This is a genomic window from Shewanella bicestrii, from assembly GCF_002216875.1.
GTDB lineage: Bacteria > Pseudomonadota > Gammaproteobacteria > Enterobacterales > Shewanellaceae > Shewanella > Shewanella seohaensis.
Map to the genome: position 1 here is coordinate 1762330 of NZ_CP022358.1, position 17020 is coordinate 1779349.

The following is a 17020-nucleotide window of genomic DNA, read 5'->3' on the forward strand; positions in this document are numbered from 1 at the left end:
GGTTAGTTTCTGATGGGCGCAAGCGCCGATCTCAAGCCATCGCCCACCAAGTTAATGGCGAGCACACTAAAAAGAATCGCTAACCCTGGAATGGTTACAGTCCAAGGTGCGGTCAACAAATTATCCATACCTTGTGCGACCATTGCACCCCATTCAGGACTAGGAGCTTGGGCGCCAAGGCTTAAAAAGCCAAGGGCGGCAATATCTAAAATCGCGGCAGAAATGGCTAACGTGGTTTGAATAATCACTACTTCCCAGACGTTTGGCATGATCACATACCAAAAAATCTGCAGCGAATTAGCACCGTCTAAACGGGCGGCAGTCACATATTCTTTTTGTAGCTCTTCATGTACCGATTGATGAATGGAGCGTACAAACTGTGGCGTTAAGGCAATGCCCACAGCCCAGAAGACGTTTTCAAGCCCTGGCCCCATCACGGCAACCACTAAAATCGCCATTAATAGTGAAGGGATAGACAGCAATGCATCGAGCAAGTGTCCCAAAATACTGGACTTTAAGCCGCGCATCATGCCGGAGAGCGAGCCGATGATGAACCCCATAAACAATGCGGTGCCGACAATCATCAGCGCCATGCCGAAGGTTAAATGTGCCCCATGCAGCAAGCGGCTAAAAATATCACGACCCAGATCGTCAGTGCCCAAAAAGTGCGCCACTGTGCCCGAAGGGTCCCAAGAGGGCGGTAACAGTAATGCCCGTGGATCCTGCGCCTCGGGGGAGAAGGGGGCAATCATAGGTCCAAACAGGGTGAGCAGCAGCAGGAAAGCAATGGTCCACAGACCCGCTAAGGCAAAGGGGTTTGCCGAAAAATTCTGCCAGACCCGCATCATGGGCGAGGCGATTTGATCTTCCTGATAAATTTTAATTGGAGGCATAAAGATCTTTTCTGCTCAAGGGATTGAAGACGGTATGCAGCACTTCAATCAAAATACTTAAAAAGATGATCAACAAGGCTACGGCTAAAATCCCGCCCTGGATAACCGTATAATCCCGCTGATAAATACCCGACACCAACCAAGAACCCACACCCGGCCAAGAGAAAATCATTTCAACAACAATCGCATAGCTCGCAAATGCTCCGAGCATTAACCCCAAGTGCTTTAATACTGGGATCAGTGCGTTGGGTAAGGCGTGGCGCAAAATAATGGTATTGGTGTGCATGCCTCTGGCTTCGGCGGCGCGGATAAAGGTTTGGTTCATCACATTCATCATTGCCGAGCGAGTGCTGCGTACGACCACGGTAAAAGGTAGCACTGCGAGTGTGGTGGCGGGCAGAACGATATGCAATAAGGCATCTTTAAAGGCAGATATGCGATATTCAGAATCAGACAGCAAAATGTCGACCAACATAAATCCTGTAACGGGTTTTATCTCATATAAAAGATTGAGTTGCCCTGAAATGGGCAGCCAGCCTAAGTCGACACCAAACCAGAGTGACAAATACAAACCTAACCAGAATACAGGAACAGAATAGCCCGTCAGGGTAATCGCCATAATGGTATTTTGGGTGAGTTTATGCTGACTCTGGGAGGCCAACACGCCAAGCGGCACACCTAAACCAATGGCTATCACGGCCGCCATGACGGCGAGTTCGAAGGAGGCGGGTAGCACAGAGCTTAATTCTTCGGCCACGCTCTGGTGCGAGGTGACGGATACGCCCAAATTGCCGCTCAGCCTTTGCTGTAAATAGGCAATAAACTGCATGGCTTTATTGCTATCTAACCTATAGTCCTGCTCAATTTGCACCAGTTGGCTCTCTGACGGTGCATGGATCCCTGTGAGGGCGAAGGTGCGTTCAACTGGAAACAACCCAGTTGCATAAAACAGCACGCCGACCATCACTAGCGAAGTGGCAAGAAACAGATTGAGGCGCCGTAACAGGTATCTGAACATCAGTGCGTCTCCTGCTCAGCTTGGCTGGTTCGGGCAAATGAGATGCCGCCAAAAGGGGTTAACTGCATATCATGGATATTGCTGCGAGTGAGTGCGACTCGCTTGGCGTGGGCCAGACTCAACATTGGCACTTGCTCGGCTAAGAAGGCCTCGGCCTCTTGGTAAATTTCCTTGCGCTCGGCCTGAGTCGAGACTTCCCTCGCTCTGTCTAGAATGGCATCAAACTCTTTGTTGCACCAGCGAGAGCGGTTGTTGTTTGATTGCATCGCCGAGCAACTCAGCAATGGCGTGAAGAAGTTATCGGGGTCGCTGTTATCGGCGTTCCAGCCGATGAGGACTGAGTCATATTCATCTCGGCTCAATCTTTGGCTAAAGACGCTCCAGTCGTAACTGATGATATTGACCTTTACACCGATATTGGCCAAGTCAGATTGAATTAACTCGGCGGTTTTTAACGCGTTAGGGTTGTAAGCGCGGGCAACGGGCATGGCCCAAATATCGATGCTGAGATGTTTTATTCCCGCTTCTTTCAACAAATCGCGCGCTTTTTGCGGATTGTAATCTAACAGTTTTTTATTGCTGTCGTAGGCCCAAGACGCTGGCGGCAACACCCCTATGGCTTCTATGGCGGTGTTTTGATACACGGCCCGTAAGATATTTTGCTTATCCACGGCATAGGCGAGGGCGCGGCGCACGCGTACATCATCTAAAGGAGGCTTTTGTGTGTTAAAGGCCCAAAAGGCTACGTTAAGACCGGGTTGAGACTCAATGCTCAGCTGTTCATGTTGCTTGATAACGGGCAGTTCACCCGCTTTGGGCAGGGCCGATACGCTGCAATCACCGGCGATAAGTTTGGCCAGTCTGACTGTGCTTTTTGGGGTGATATCGTACACCAGCATATCGACTTTAGCGGGCTCGCCCCAAAAGTCGGGATTGCGTCGATAGCGAATATATTCGTTTTTGGCGTAATGCACTAAGGTAAAAGGCCCTGTGCCGATGGCGAAATGATCGAGATTTTCAGGATGCCCTAGTGCCAGTTGCTGATCGGCATATTCGCTCGAGAGGATGACGGCAAAGTCGGTGGCAAGATTCGATAAAAACGACGCATCTTTGCGCGCTAACCGAAAGATAACCTCGTGGTCATTGATTTTTTCGACACTTTTAACTTGTTCTGAAAAGCCAATACTTTGGAAAAAGGGATAACCGGTACGTGATACGCCATGGTAAGGGTGATGTTTGTCGATAATCCGATTGAAGGAAAACAGCACATCGTCGGCGTTAAAATCGCGACTCGGGGTAAAACGGGATGAATGTTGAAACTTAACATTTTCCCTGAGGGTAAAACGGTAACTTAAGCCATCGTCACTCTCGGCCCAACTGGTGGCCAGCGCGGGTACGAGCTGGCCTGAGAGCGCGTCATAGTCCACTAAGCGGCTATAAATTTGATGTGAGGTCGCGTCGATAGTGGTGCCTGATGTCACCAACTGCGGATTAAAAGACTCGGGATTCCCTTCGGAACAATAGACCAAACCAGAAGGGAGTCGTTGGGGGCCACATGCAACCAACAACCCACTCATGCAGAAAACTGCAGTTGATAGGCACAGGCGTCTTATTAGCACACTCATTTATAAATCATTATTTTATCGACTATGAACGGCTATTTTAGCAGTGCTTCTCGCCCGTGGGCAATCTGCTTATGCTTTATCGAGCAAATTGTACTTTTTCAGAATGCCGCGCAGCTGGTGATAGCTTAAACCAAGGATTTCAGCCGTCTTCTTTTGATTGTACTGACTGGCCGATAAGGCTTGTTGGATGAGCTCCATCTCATAACGCTCGGTTTGCTCTTTAAAGTCCAAGGGAAAACTAAATGGGTTGTTGATGGACTCTGCAATGACGGCCGTGTCAGTATCGGTTTTGGCCGACGTGACTACTGGCACGCTCTGCGGCGCTTCAGGTGCCGTGATTTGACGCTCGCGGGTACGCACTCGCGTGGTTGGTCGATAGGGGGATGCAAAAGGGTCGAGAATAATCTGTTCAATAGGGCGGTTTTCGCCGCTGCTGCGATACACACTGCGCTCGACCACGTTTTTTAGTTCACGGATATTCCCCGGCCAGTCATGACTCATCAGCTGATCGACCGCGCTGGCACTGAAGCCACTGAAGAGTTCCAGTTTAAGCTGCCGCGCCATGCCCACAGCAAAGTATTCGGCTAAGGTCATGATATCTTCGGGGCGACAACGCAGCGGCGGCAAAGTGATCACATCGAACGCCAGACGGTCGAGCAAGTCGGCCCTAAATTCGCCGGCGTCGGCCAGTGAGGGTAAATCTTCGTTTGCGGCGCAAATCAGGCGCACATCCGCTTGAATGGTTTTACTGCCGCCGACCCGTTCAAACTCACCATATTCGATGACCCGCAGCAGTTTTTCTTGAATTAGTCCCGAGGTGTTGGCTAGCTCATCGAGGAATAGGGTGCCACCGTCGGCGCGCTCAAAACGGCCTTCGTGTTTACCTTTGGCGCCAGTAAAGGCACCTGACTCATGGCCGAATAATTCACTCTCGAGCAAATTTTCACTCAAAGATGAACAATTTAGCTTAATAAAACTTTGATCCCAGCGTTTAGACAGATAATGTAAGCGTTCAGCAATCAGCTCTTTCCCCGTACCCCGTTCACCAATGATGAGCACAGGTTTAGAGAGCGGCGCAATCTGCGACACATGCTCTAATACTTCGAGTAGGGCGTTCGATTGGCCGATGAGGTTGTCTTGCTGAAATTTATTATCCACGATATTTTTTAGTCTTTCGCGCTAAATTTTGGTGAAAATGATAATAAGTGGCTTGAGCCATAAAATAAAGAAAAAGTTAAAAATATGTTTATCTTTATGAATTTAAACATAAAATAAAAGTTGGCACACTTAGTGTATTACCCTAAGCGAGACCAACATCAATTTGAGGATAGCATTATGGGAATTTTCTCTCGTTTCGCCGATATCATTAACTCCAATATCAGCGCATTACTCGATAAAGCAGAAGACCCTGAAAAAATGGTTCGTCTGATTATCCAAGAGATGGAAGATACACTGGTAGAAGTTCGTTCAACGTCAGCAAAAGTGTTAGCTGAAAAGAAAGAATTAATCCGTCGTATCAGCCGTGTTGAAGAACAAGTTCAAGATTGGCAAGACAAAGCGGAGCTGGCACTGTCGAAGGATCGTGAAGATTTAGCCAAGGCCGCTTTAGTTGAAAAACAAAAAGCCGCGGGTTTAGTGGATACCTTAAACCAAGAGTTGGCAGTGATCGACGAGCACATTGTGCGCTTAAAGGATGAAGTTAGCCTGCTGCAAGAAAAGTTGCTGGATGCTAAGGCGCGCCAAAAGACCATTATTTTGCGTAAACAAACCGCCTCATCACGTTTAGAAGTGAAGAAGCAGTTAGACTCAAGCAAAATCGACAACGCTATGCTGAAATTTGAGCAATATGAGCGCCGTGTCGAAGGGTTAGAAGCGCAGGTTGAATCCTACGATCTGGGTAATAAAAAGACATTAGCCGATGAGTTTGCCGCGCTGGAAGCTGAAGATTCAGTGAATGCCGAGCTGGAAGCATTAAAGGCCAAAGTAAAAGGCAAAACCGCGACTAAGTCAAAAGAATAACAATTCAGAGGTGAGTTATGGATATGGACATACTAATGGCACCAATTATCATCTTTATGATAGTGGTGGCGCCAATATGGTTAGTTCTTCATTATCGCAGTAAGCGACAAGTGAGCCAGGGACTCACTGAGGAAGAGTTTTCACAGCTCAATGATTTGATTGCTAAAGCCGATAAGATGGCTGCACGCATCGAAACCTTAGAGGCCATTCTGGATACAGAATCGCCTGAATGGAGGGGCAAACATGAGAGGAACTAGTGGCCGTACTTTGTATCGCATTCCCCAGTCAGGTAAAGTCGCAGGTGTGTGTGCGGGGATAGCCGAATACTTTGCAATTGAAACATGGTTAGTGCGGGTACTTGCGGTTTCTATCTTCCTATTAGGTGGTTCGGGCGTCGTGTTTATCATCTATGTTGCGTTATGGGTGATACTCGACATCAAACCCCAAAATAGCACTGTTAGGGATGACATCGAGGTGAAGAAGAAACCTTGGCAATCGGGAGAGCCTGCTAAACAAGCGCTAAGCGATGTGAGCAGGCAATTTAGAAGCCTAGAGGTGAGACTGCAAAACCTTGAACGCCATGTTACATCTGATAACTTTGATTTAAAAAGACAAATCAATAGCTTGTAATCCCTCTAAAGGGCGGCCATGTCCGCCCTTGTTGCTTAATCTCCCGTCAATTCCAGTGTATAGTTAACCTCATTCAACATTTAGGGACATCCTTATGGGAATGCTTGACGTTTCGCTCCATAAATTAACTCAGAAGAGCCAATCCCTGCTCCATAGAACGGCTGACAGGCATTTACGGCTCGCGGTAACAGGGTTATCGGGGGCGGGCAAAACCGCATTTATTACCGGATTAGTCAACCAACTACTCAATAGTGGCGCGGCTTCTCAGGTATCCCATTCCCGCCATGGGAATGCTTTACCTCTGTGGCAAGTGAGCCGTGAGCAACGTTTGCTCGGGGTGAAGCGAGCAATGCAGCCGGATCTTGAAATTGCCAGCTTCGATTATCAGGGCGCAATGTTAGCGCTTACATCGACGCCTCCGACTTGGCCAGCATCGACCCGCACGATTTCGGAGCTGCGCTTAGCCATCAAATACCAGCCGCAGAAGGGGCTGCTAGCCAAGTTTGCCGATACCGCTACGCTGTATTTAGATATTGTCGATTATCCCGGCGAGTGGCTATTAGATTTACCTATGCTGCGCCAAAGCTTTATCGAATGGTGCAGCGCGCAGCAACAACGTGTCGCTGTGTTAAAAAGCTCGCCTTTGTATGCAGAGTTTCAAACTTCGTTAAGTGCGCTCAATTTAACCGAGGCGGCCGATGAGCTGCAGCTTAAACGCATTGCCGATCAGTATCAGCAACTCTTGCACGATTTAGTGCATGTGCAGGGTTATTATCAGGCACAACCCGGACGAATGTTATTACCAGGGGAATGGGAAGGCGCGCCGCTGCTGGCGTTTTTTCCGCTGTTATCGGTGACAGACAATCAATGGAACGAGCTCAAACAAAGCGATAAACACAGCGCCTTTCATGTTCTAGAAAAACGCTACCAAGAATACGTAGCCAAGGTTGTTAAACCCTTCTATAAACAGCATTTTGCGGGGTTTGATCGCCAGTTAGTGCTGGTAGATTGCTTCAGCGCCTTAAACCGTGGCAAAACCCAGTTTGAGGATATGGGCGCCGCGTTAAATGCCATTATGGAGAGTTTCCAATATGGTCAATCCAGTTACTTACGCCGATTGTTTGCGCCGCGAATAGACAGATTATTATTTGCCGCCAGTAAGGTTGACCATGTGACCCGGGACCAACAAAGTCATGTGTTATCCCTGCTCACCGATATGCTCAAACACAGCCAACACTTTGCCAGTTTCGATGGTTGTAAAGTCGAGACTATGGCCATTAGTGCCATTAAGGCGACGCGTCATGGCATGGTGACCACTCCGGAAGGGGATGTGGAAGTTGTGCAGGGGATTGGATTGAACGGCCAAGCCCTGACGCTTTTTCCCGGCGAAGTGCCCACTCGCTTACCCGAGCCCAACTTTTGGCGCGATCAAGGGTTTCATTTTATGGGATTTGCTCCGCCGAATAACAGCAATGTGGACCCATCTTCGGTGCATTTTGACCATATCCGTCTCGATCACCTTCTGCAGTATCTCGTGGGGGATAAATTGGAATGAGTTTAGATTCGTTACCACCTTCAAGTGAGTCAGAGACAAACGGGCTCGATAAACCAATGTCTGAAAATACACTTGGAAGCCAACCGCTCAAAAAACAACAAGTATTTGATTCTGATAAGGTCAAACTTCAGTCTGCCACTGATGAGCTTAAGAGTGCCCAAGCTTTTGCACCACAGACACCCTTAAAAGCGGTGGATGAGGTTGTCGATGATGCCTTGGCTGCCCATCCACAAGTATTGGATGTGTCATCCATTCGGCCAAAACTGCATCAATCTCGCCGTTGGTCTTGGCTGGCGCGCTTTTCCGTCTTTGGGTTATTGCTACTGGTTTTAGTGCAAACGGGATTAGGTTTGCGGGACGCTTGGTTGGCAAGCCCTTGGTTATTTAGCTTTTATGGCGCAGTACTCGGTTTAGTCGGCAGTTGGGCTATGGTCACAGCCTTGGGCGAATACCGTAAATTAAAACGCCTCAAGCAGGTTGCCGATACGCAAGAGTCGGGCGCAAGGCTTGCCCTCAGTATGCAAATGGGGGAGGCCGATGGTTTTATCAATAATATAGTGCGCCATTATCCCGATAGTCAGGGGCTACAGCGGCTGCGTCAGTCGCTCAAAGATGAACACAACGACGCTGAAAAAGTGCTGTTATTTGAGGACTTAGTGCTTACTGAGCGGGATGAACTGGCGAAAAAAATCGTCCGTCGATACGCGGCCGAGTCAGCCGTGTTGCTTGCCGCGAGTCCGCTGGCGGCATTGGATATGGCCATTATTCTTTGGCGTAACCAACGCATGCTGCGGGATGTCGCCGCCTGTTATGGGATAGAGTTAGGCTATTGGAGCAGGATTAAACTCATTCGTAGCATCATTATTAACATCATCTATGCCGGTACCAGCGAGTTAGTGACCGATTTGGGCACCCAACTGCTGTCGGTTGAGATGACGGGGAAATTATCTGCACGGCTTGCTCAAGGCTTAGGTGGTGGGCTGCTCACGGCGCGCTTAGGATATCAAGCCATGGCGTTGTGTCGACCAATTCAGTTTAGGGAGGAGCAGCGCCCCAAATTATCGAAAGTTCATCAAGAGTTGTTGATTGAGCTTAAACAGTTTGCCGGTAAGTTATTGACTAAAGACGGGCGCGATGCGCTTAAGAGCCAATTAGAGGCTGCTGAGCTTAAAACAGGCTCAACACCCAAAGAGAAATAACCTAGCCGAGTGCGCAACACCGCGACTGCACTTTAGGCTAAATGCTAATGCGCTAATGACCCTGTCATTAGCGCATTTTTTATCGCAGATTTTCTGCCCCAAACCTCTGAATGTAACAACTTAGTTACAGCGCCTCTGATGCTATTTTCATCATGGCACTGGTTTCACCCGCTCGGCGGGGTATGTTAGTGCTTATTCGATAGGGCTAATGTTTCATTAACTTAACAATAGGACTTATCAAGACCCTAAGCATGGCCTCATTAAAACGAACAATGAAACAACAAGCGAATGAGGCTCTGCGACAACAAGGAGTGAGCAATGCAAGATGAATCAAGCAAGCAGTGGAAAGCCGCAACCCAAGCCATTCATGCCGGACATGAGCGCGAAGCCTTTGGTACTTTGGTGACGCCACTTTATCAAACGGCGACCTTTGTCTTTGAGTCGGCGCAGCAAGGTGGTGAGCGATTCGCTGGCAACGAACCCGGTTACATTTATACTCGCCTAGGTAACCCGACAGTTGCCGAGCTGGAACGTAAAATGGCAATTTTGGAAGGGGCAGAAGCTGCGGCGGCAACGGCTTCTGGCATGGGGGCCGTATCGGCGGCGCTGCTGGCTAACCTCCAGATGGGCGATCATTTAGTGGCTTCTAATGCGGTTTATGGCTGCACCTTTGCCCTTATGACCAGCCAATTTGCCCGCTTCGGTATCGAAGTCACCTTAGTCGATTTTACCGATTTAGCGGCCATTGAGCGGGCCATCAAACCCAACACACGGGTGATTTTTTGCGAAACTCCGGTTAATCCTCATTTACAGGTGTTTGATCTCAAAGGTATCGCCGATATTGCGAAACGGCATCAGCTTGTCAGCATTGTCGATAATACTTTTATGACGCCGCTGCTGCAGCAACCCTTGGCATTCGGTATCGATTTAGTGGTACACAGTGCGACTAAGTATTTGAATGGACACGGCGATGTAATTGCCGGCGTCGTGTGTGGCAGTGAAGAGCAGCTGCACAGAGTGAAATATGAAATCCTAAAAGATATCGGCGCCGTCATGTCTCCCCACGATGCTTGGCTGATTTTGCGCGGGCTGAAAACCTTAGATGTGCGTTTGCAGCGCCATTGTGACAGTGCCCAGCGTGTTGCCGAGTTTTTGGAGCAACATCCTGCTGTGACTCGGGTGTATTATCCCGGGCTTAAATCCCATTCAGGGCATCGATTTATCGGTGGACAGATGGCGCGGGCTGGTGGCGTGATTGCCTTTGAGTTAGTCGCCTCTCTTGAGCAAGCGATGGCTTTTGTGGGTTACCTTAAGCTGTTTTCAATCGCCGTAAGTTTGGGGGATGCGGAATCCCTTATTCAGCACCCAGCATCCATGACCCATTCGCCCTACACGCCAGAGGCGCGCCAGGCCGCGGGGATAAGTGATAATTTACTGCGCATCTCAATCGGTTTAGAGGATTGTGACGATATCATCGAGGATTTAAACCAAGCCTTGGCCATGCTGGTATAAGGCTCTGCGAGGTTTAGTGAAAGGATGCCCTTATGGCATCCTTTTGTTTTATGGCACGACGCAATGTGCTATATCACCACCTACATCACCAACAACGCTATCTGCAAAGAATGGGTTATGTTAGCGATCCACAATATTTGTTTGGAGCCGTTTGGAAATTCATAAAAGCTTCGTCTATGTTTGATTGACGGCCACGGAAGTAGGACGAAAGGCCGAATTTCAAGGAGAGAGGAAGCATTATGAAAGTAACACACCGTTTACCCGCAATGGTGAGCGCCATTGTCTTTTCAGCCCTGTTTGCACTACCTGCGATGGCGGCCGATCCCGTTAAAGAAGCCAGTAAAGTACAAACTCAAGCCAAGACCGATGCTAAAAGTATGGCAATGGATGCTAAGCAAGCCATGCCTGATTCGGCTCAGGTGAATATCAATACCGCCTCGTCTGAGCAGTTACAAATGCTCAAGGGCATTGGGGCGGCCAAGGCGCAGGCCATCATAGACTATCGAACGCAGAATGGTAAATTTAAGGCCATTGATGAGTTGGCCAATGTCTCTGGCATTGGCGCTAAGTTGATTGAGCAAAATCGCCATATGATAAAGCTCTAGGGATAAGGCGCCTCCAGACTCTTGGTACTGGAGCCCTTATAAGAAAAAGCCTGCATTAGCAGGCTTTTATCATTTTCACTTGGCTAGTTTGCCTATAGATTGTCCAGTTAAACCGGATATTTGCCAAACGGACGGATTAGCACTTGATCCCATAGGAGCCATGGGGGATAATCCGCGTCGTTCAGTGATCATCCATCAAGTGATACACTCGAAGTTATGGTGACCCTAGGGTCCCCCCGCAATGATAACTTGTGAACTCGGCCAGGCCCGGAAGGGAGCAACCGCAGCAAGCGACTCGTGTGCCGGGGTGTCGGCTCTAGGGGAACCTCCAAATCTCCCAATCCTATTCCAATCTTCTTTATCTTTAACTCAGCAGCTAGCCAACTTAGCATTTAGCAACTCTACTGAATTTACTCGTAAAAGCTTGTTGCAAATCGATGTAGCTATGCCACTTTCGTATGACTTAGCTGTCGGCTTCTTCCTGCTGCATTCTTTTTTGTAGATTCTGTTTAAGAAAGGCGCGTGATTTCTCTAATGCGGCTTGGATCTCTCGTTTGAGCTCTTGCAACTCGTTGTAATCTTCGAAGAAATAGGTGTCGACTAGGTGACGAATATAGCGCACGGGCAGTTGATTGAGTGTCACACAGCAGAGATCGGCTAAATAATCCTCCGGCAATTCATCCATCAGGCCTTCATCGGATAACATTTCCATTAAGAGAACTTCGTAATAGTTACGGATTTCGAGTTGCATCGCTGTGCTCCATGATGATTTTTATTGAGTTTGCTACCACAAATGGTTGGCTGCAATAAAAAGTTGGCTATGTCTTTGGCTTAATTGTAGTTCGTCTCGGCTGTAGCCGCCGCCAATTACCGCTGCAACAGGAATATTTGCCGCTTTTGCCATAGATAACACGGTTAAATCACGTTGATATAATCCTTGCTTGCTAATCTTTAGGTGCCCTAAGTCATCATCTTGATGAATATCGACGCCTGCGTCATACAGGATTAAATCCGGCTGATGGAGTCGAATCAGCAGTTCGAGAGTCTGTTCGACGGTTTCCTGATAAGCGCGGTCATCTGAACCTTTCTTCAGTTCAATATCATAGTGTGACTGCTGTTTACGACTGGGAAAATTCTCTTTGCAATGGATGGAGCAACTGATAATGCCCTGATGCCTATGGCTGAGGGTAGCTGTGCCATCACCTTGATGCACGTCACAGTCAAAAATCAGCACCTTATGTAATTGCTGCTCGGCCATCAGTTTGCGGGCGGCGATAATCAAGTCGTTGAAAATACAGTAGCCGCTGCCAAAGTCATAGTGTGCATGGTGATAACCGCCCGTTAAGTGAAGGGCGATACACGTTTGCAAGGCTAAATGTGCGGTCAAACTCGTCCCCGATACCGAGTGCAAAGTGCGCTCGACTAAGGCTTCACTCCATGGAAAGCCGATGCGTCTTAAGGCCGTACTGGCTAAGCTACCTTGGATAAATTGTTCGACATAATCTTGCTGATGCACCAGCATTACATCTTCCGCCGTCATCGGCGAGGGAGCATGGAATTGAGCCGCTACAGCCAGTTGATTATCGAGCAGATACTGATAAAGGCGTGCGTATTTGGTCGTGGGAAAGCGGTGGTGGGAGGGTAACGCCAGCTTGGAGTAGCTGGCGTGATAAACCAATGGGATCATCTTGATTAGAGTTGTGAAATAGCCCAGCTCATAAACTCTTTACGTGTTTTCTCATCGGCTTGTAACCACCAGTATTGCAGCATCTGTTGTGGATTCGCGCCCGCTGCTTTAGAAGTATCAACCGGAGCGGTTAATGAGGTGGCGTTCACAGCTGCCTGCGCCGAAGTGGGGGCTGGCGTGGCAACCACCGCCGCTGTGCCTGCCGCGCCCGTTGCAGCGGCGGCAGTACCTGACACATCTACCGCTTGGTTACCGCTAAAGAGACGGGAGACAAAGCTCTCTTCTTCAATGTCGGTGTTTGTCACTTTGTAATTCACCTGACCTTTGTCAGAGCGGGTTAATACGACCTGAGGATTTTGAGCGAAGGTTTTAGGCTTTTTAACGACCTTGCCCTCAGCGGCTTGCAAATAATATTGATGATCGCCGTCCACTTCTAAGGTCACGATAAAAGGGGATGACTTAACGAAGGTTTGGCTGTCACTGAAATCGTCTTCAACCATTTCATGGTAACGGATGGCGATTTTGTGAGTGCCGGGCGCCAACTCTAAGCTGCTTTTATGGTTGAATACGCTGGACTCGACTTTTTTGCCATCGAGGGCAAGGTATTCGAAGGACATAGGGATATTCAGATCTGCGGCAAAGGCTGAGGCAGAGCCGAGTAGCACTAGCAGGCTGCTGATTGGCAAAAGTGATTTCATTGTTGCTCCTTAACGATTATGACTCTGATGCGGACGTTCGAATGCTTGAATGCGATCTTCGATATAACTGATGGCTTGCCTGCATTTACCCAAACGACGATGCATCAAAAGGATGTCATTTTGCAAACGGATTTTGTCAGCACTATGACAGTTTTCAAGTTTTGATTCCATTTCTGCAATTTTTTGTTCAAATTTCTTAGCCCAATTCAGATGCTTATTCAGTTCGGCATAGATTTCGTGGCTATTTTGTAACACATTGCTGGCAATCCAAGCAAACCCACTGGCTTGGTGCGATTGGGTCTGTTGTTGGGCAAAACGCGCACGTTTACTGGCACGTTGTTGATTTTTAGACTTTATATCGATTGAGGTTGTCAGTAGCGCCCGTTTAACCGCGGTAAAACGGTCTTGAATACGTTCACAGCTTAGGGCGATGGTTTGCGGCGCGAGTTTTAGGGCGATTTGCTTCTCTAACTGACCGATACTATTACGAATTTGTTCAATGCAAGGCATGAGTTGGGCGCCATTTTGAATAAACAGCGACTGATTAAAGCGCTCAATATCCTGCAGAAGTTTACGCTGGCTCGGCGCAAGATGACTGTCGTGTTGCAGTACCTCTTGCTCGAGTGTTGTGAGCTGATTTTTCAACGTGCTGATTAGCTGCGAAGTGTTCAAAACCATGCGCTCCACGCCAGATTAGCGGCAATTGACAGGACAATTAATATAAACAAAGGCCGAATAAAAGGCATACCAAATTTTATCGCGCAGCGGGCACCGATAAAGGAGCCGAGCATCATAGATAACCCCATCCACAGACCGATTTGCCAATGGACTTGCCCTAGAAAGCCAAAGATAGCCAGCGCCGTTAAGTTACTGGTAAAAGTCATGGCTCTGGCAAGCGCGCAGCTATGCAACAGTGGTAGTTTGTATAAAGCGCCTGAACTCACAGTCCAAAAGGCACCAATGCCAGGGCCGGCAAAACCATCATAGCCACCCAGCAGGAGCCCTTGCAGACTTTGTTTGAGTTTAGATTGGGCTTTTGTTGGTGCCTGACAATCGGTATCTGAGATGGCATTTGGGCTCAGCAGGCTGTAAATCGCGATGCCAATAATGAGCAGTGGTAAGGCTTTTTCAAGCCACAGGGCATTTAACAAGTACACCAACACACTGCCGAGCACCGCGCCAATAAAGGTGGCGATAAACGCCATATACCAAAAACTGGGTTTGAGCAGATGCTGGCGATAATAGGTCCAAGCCGCCATGGAGGAGCCAAAACTGGCGGCAAATTTATTGGTACCCAAGGCGGTGTGGGGCGGGATCCCGAGGGTGAGCAGGGCAGGAATGGAGAGCAGGCCTCCACCACCGACTACGGCATCGATAAAACCTGCAATTAAGCCAATGACAGCCAACAGGGCCCAGTTACTGGGCTCGAGTAACAACTCCAAATCTTAATCCTACTCAATGACTCGTCTAAAGGGGGGCAGTGCGTCTAGCAAGGATTTGCCGTAACGTTTGGTCACTAATCGTCTATCAAGGATAGTGACTCGGCCATAATCCTGCTCTTTGCGCAGTAATCTACCACAACTTTGGATAAGCTTTCGCGATGCATCTGGAATGGTGAGTTGCAGAAACGGATTTCCGCCCTTTATTTTCACATACTCGGCATGGGCTTGCTCAACGGGCGATGTCGGCACCGCAAAGGGCAGCTTAGTGACGATGAGGTTGGTGAGGTAATCTCCGGGTAAGTCTAGACCTTCAGAAAAACTGCCCGTGCCAAACAAAATACTCGGCTCACCTTTGTCGCACTTGGCTTTGTGGGTCTCAAGCAATTGCTGGCGCGGGGCATTTCCTTGAATAAGGATTTCCTGCGTGAGTTTGCCCTCAAGCAATTCGGCCACTTTCTCCATTTGCCAGTAAGATGCAAACAACACTAAGGTGGCCATTTCGCCGTCAATCAGCTCCAAAATGTGCTCGGCAAGCTCAGCGGTATAGGCATCGTCCGTCGGCTCGGTTTTCATCTTAGGTAAGTAGAGCGTGGCGTTATTCGGATAATCGAAAGGGGATTGCAGGGCGAGATAACGACTGCCGTCCTTTACCGATAATCCCACTTGATGGGCGAAATGGTCGAAGTTATTCAGCGCGCGCAGGGTTGCGCTGCACAGCACGACGCCAGCCGCCTTTTGCCACAGCATAGATTCGAGCATAAAACCGACTTCAATCGGCGAGGCGCTAAACAAGTAATCGACCTGTTTGCCTGTGAGCAATTCAATCCAGCGGGCGAGGGGCGCGCCTTTAGTCGAATCTTCCTTTGCCATCATTTTCCAGAGCTTTTGCAGGTTTTCGAGTCGCTGCAACATAAAGCCCATTTCGGCCTGTAGCGCTTCCGCTTGGTGCTTAGGAATGTCGCCATCTTTGATCGCCTCAGCCAGCAATAATTGCATCTTGTTAAATTGTTTAAGGGCGAGATTGGAGGTGGCCGCGAGATTCTCGGCGGGGATTTTCAGTGCATCGGGCAATTTGCCGTGTTCGAACCGATAGCGGCTCTCAGGATTAGCAAACTGCTTGGTCTGGGTATCACAGAAGTGGGCGACTTGATTGAGCTGAGCGATTAAGTCACCGATATGATCCTGCATCGCCTGCGCAGGGGCGATGATATTGTTGCTCTTTATTTGATTTTGTAACTTGGCGCTGGTCTTACCGACTTTTTCAAGCCAGTCGGCGGCGCCTCTAAGCGTTGCCTGTGCGCTAGAAAAGTCCCGGGCGACGATAGGTAAGTGGTGAGCTTCGTCAATGACATAAAATACGTCTTCGGGATCGGGCAAAATCACCCCGCCCCCCAGCTCCAAGTCGGCGAACAGCAAACTGTGGTTGGCGATCAGTACATCCCAGGTGTCCACATCCTCGCGGGCTTTGTGAAACGGGCAATTACGATGACTGGCGAGTTGCCGATGACAACTGTGTTTATCGCAGGCGATTTGTTGCCAGAGATGGTCCGGTATTGGTGTCGATAGTGTGTCGATTTCACCGTTCCAACGGCCTTCATTAAAGTCGCTGAGCAGCTCCTGCAACATGGCAATTTGGCTGTTATCCGGCTTTGTTTGCCACATGGCCATTTGGGTACTGTTATCATCGCCGATCAGCATGGCAAGCTTGGACAAACAGACATAACGCTGGCGCCCTTTAACCAGACCAAAGCGAAAGTTTAGCCCTGATTGTTCGAGAAAAAACGGTAAGTCTTTGTGCAGCAACTGCTCCTGCAGCGCCACGGTTGCCGTAGCGATACAGACCTTTTTCTTACTCGCAAGTGCAAGCGGAATGGTGCCCAAAATATAAGACAATGATTTACCAATCCCCGTACCCGCTTCGACCACTATGATGCGTCTATCTTTGTCATAGTCGCCAGCAAGAGTCTTAGAGATTTCTGCCACCATAAAATTTTGCTCGCGGCGTGGCCTAAAATTAGGCAAAGCGGCGGCAATATCTTTATAGATAGCGCGGATCTGGTTTTTTACGTTGTCAGGTAACATGCGGCACTACTTTATCGAATTAATGCTGTACATAATAACAGTGATTGCATAGCCT

17 protein-coding genes and 1 other RNA gene are annotated in these 17020 nt (G+C 48.8%); 8 read left to right on the plus strand and 10 right to left on the minus strand.

Annotation, left to right across the window (positions count from 1 at the left end; translation table 11 throughout):
• Nucleotides 1-2 precede the first annotated feature (2 nt).
• The 4 genes from CF168_RS07660 to pspF all read right to left on the minus strand — a co-directional run bounded on the left by CF168_RS07660 (nucleotide 3) and on the right by pspF (nucleotide 4694).
• Nucleotides 3-893: an ABC transporter permease subunit gene (locus CF168_RS07660; protein WP_011623240.1), complete on the minus strand. Its 891-nt coding sequence runs from the start codon at nucleotides 891-893 to the stop codon at nucleotides 3-5.
• Complete coding sequence (locus CF168_RS07665) at nucleotides 880-1911, minus strand: ABC transporter permease (RefSeq protein WP_089067500.1); 1032 nt, start codon at nucleotides 1909-1911, stop codon at nucleotides 880-882. Before CF168_RS07665 ends, CF168_RS07660 begins: the two co-directional genes overlap by 14 nt.
• Nucleotides 1911-3536, minus strand: a complete 1626-nt coding sequence (sapA, locus tag CF168_RS07670; protein WP_089067501.1) for an ABC transporter substrate-binding protein SapA — start codon at nucleotides 3534-3536, stop codon at nucleotides 1911-1913. The genes CF168_RS07665 and sapA overlap by 1 nt, the downstream gene beginning before the upstream one ends.
• Before the next feature lie 69 nt (nucleotides 3537-3605).
• A complete protein-coding gene (pspF, locus tag CF168_RS07675) occupies nucleotides 3606-4694 on the minus strand; it encodes a phage shock protein operon transcriptional activator (protein ID WP_089067502.1) in 1089 nt (362 codons plus the stop codon).
• Between the two features lie 177 nt (nucleotides 4695-4871).
• Between pspF and pspA the strand changes: the two genes are divergently transcribed.
• The 8 genes from pspA (at nucleotide 4872) to ffs (ending at nucleotide 11379) form a co-directional block, all read left to right on the plus strand.
• Entirely contained in the window at nucleotides 4872-5555 is a 684-nt protein-coding gene (gene pspA / locus CF168_RS07680; RefSeq protein WP_089067503.1) for a phage shock protein PspA, read from the plus strand.
• A gap of 17 nt (nucleotides 5556-5572) precedes the next feature.
• Complete coding sequence (gene pspB, locus CF168_RS07685; RefSeq protein ID WP_089067504.1) at nucleotides 5573-5812, plus strand: envelope stress response membrane protein PspB; 240 nt, start codon at nucleotides 5573-5575, stop codon at nucleotides 5810-5812.
• Nucleotides 5799-6185 carry an envelope stress response membrane protein PspC gene (gene pspC / locus CF168_RS07690; protein WP_011623234.1) on the plus strand — a complete coding sequence of 129 codons (387 nt, stop codon included), beginning with the start codon at nucleotides 5799-5801 and terminating at the stop codon, nucleotides 6183-6185. The genes pspB and pspC overlap by 14 nt, the downstream gene beginning before the upstream one ends.
• A 94-nt stretch (nucleotides 6186-6279) precedes the next feature.
• A complete protein-coding gene (locus CF168_RS07695) occupies nucleotides 6280-7740 on the plus strand; it encodes a YcjX family protein (RefSeq protein ID WP_089067505.1) in 1461 nt (486 codons plus the stop codon).
• On the plus strand, nucleotides 7737-8939 hold the full coding sequence (locus tag CF168_RS07700) for a TIGR01620 family protein (RefSeq protein ID WP_086902570.1): 1203 nt from the start codon (nucleotides 7737-7739) through the stop codon (nucleotides 8937-8939). The genes CF168_RS07695 and CF168_RS07700 overlap by 4 nt, the downstream gene beginning before the upstream one ends.
• Before the next feature lie 318 nt (nucleotides 8940-9257).
• Complete coding sequence (gene megL / locus CF168_RS07705) at nucleotides 9258-10451, plus strand: methionine gamma-lyase (protein WP_089067506.1); 1194 nt, start codon at nucleotides 9258-9260, stop codon at nucleotides 10449-10451.
• Nucleotides 10452-10690: 239 nt separating this feature from the next.
• Complete coding sequence (locus tag CF168_RS07710) at nucleotides 10691-11056, plus strand: ComEA family DNA-binding protein (RefSeq protein WP_089067507.1); 366 nt, start codon at nucleotides 10691-10693, stop codon at nucleotides 11054-11056.
• Between the two features lie 225 nt (nucleotides 11057-11281).
• Nucleotides 11282-11379: signal recognition particle sRNA small type (ffs, locus tag CF168_RS07715), an RNA gene on the plus strand.
• 140 nt (nucleotides 11380-11519) lie between these two features.
• On the opposite strand, the gene CF168_RS07720 is transcribed toward ffs, so the two are convergent.
• Genes CF168_RS07720 through dinG form a run of 6 tightly spaced genes read right to left on the minus strand, consistent with a single transcriptional unit; the run spans nucleotide 11520 to nucleotide 16965 of the window.
• The gene (locus tag CF168_RS07720) at nucleotides 11520-11807 is read right to left on the minus strand and encodes a late competence development ComFB family protein (RefSeq protein WP_011623229.1); all 288 of its coding nucleotides are present in this window, start codon (nucleotides 11805-11807) and stop codon (nucleotides 11520-11522) included.
• Nucleotides 11808-11840: 33 nt separating this feature from the next.
• A complete protein-coding gene (locus CF168_RS07725; RefSeq protein ID WP_089067508.1) occupies nucleotides 11841-12743 on the minus strand; it encodes a histone deacetylase family protein in 903 nt (300 codons plus the stop codon).
• A gap of 5 nt (nucleotides 12744-12748) precedes the next feature.
• On the minus strand, nucleotides 12749-13441 hold the full coding sequence (locus CF168_RS07730; protein WP_089067509.1) for a DUF2057 domain-containing protein: 693 nt from the start codon (nucleotides 13439-13441) through the stop codon (nucleotides 12749-12751).
• 9 nt (nucleotides 13442-13450) lie between these two features.
• Nucleotides 13451-14119 (minus strand): primosomal replication protein, encoded by a 669-nt coding sequence (locus tag CF168_RS07735; RefSeq protein ID WP_176370290.1) that lies wholly within the window; start codon nucleotides 14117-14119, stop codon nucleotides 13451-13453.
• Complete coding sequence (locus CF168_RS07740) at nucleotides 14110-14883, minus strand: sulfite exporter TauE/SafE family protein (protein ID WP_086902575.1); 774 nt, start codon at nucleotides 14881-14883, stop codon at nucleotides 14110-14112. The genes CF168_RS07735 and CF168_RS07740 overlap by 10 nt, the downstream gene beginning before the upstream one ends.
• A 9-nt stretch (nucleotides 14884-14892) precedes the next feature.
• Entirely contained in the window at nucleotides 14893-16965 is a 2073-nt protein-coding gene (dinG, locus tag CF168_RS07745) for an ATP-dependent DNA helicase DinG (RefSeq protein ID WP_011623224.1), read from the minus strand.
• Nucleotides 16966-17020: the final 55 nt, after the last annotated feature.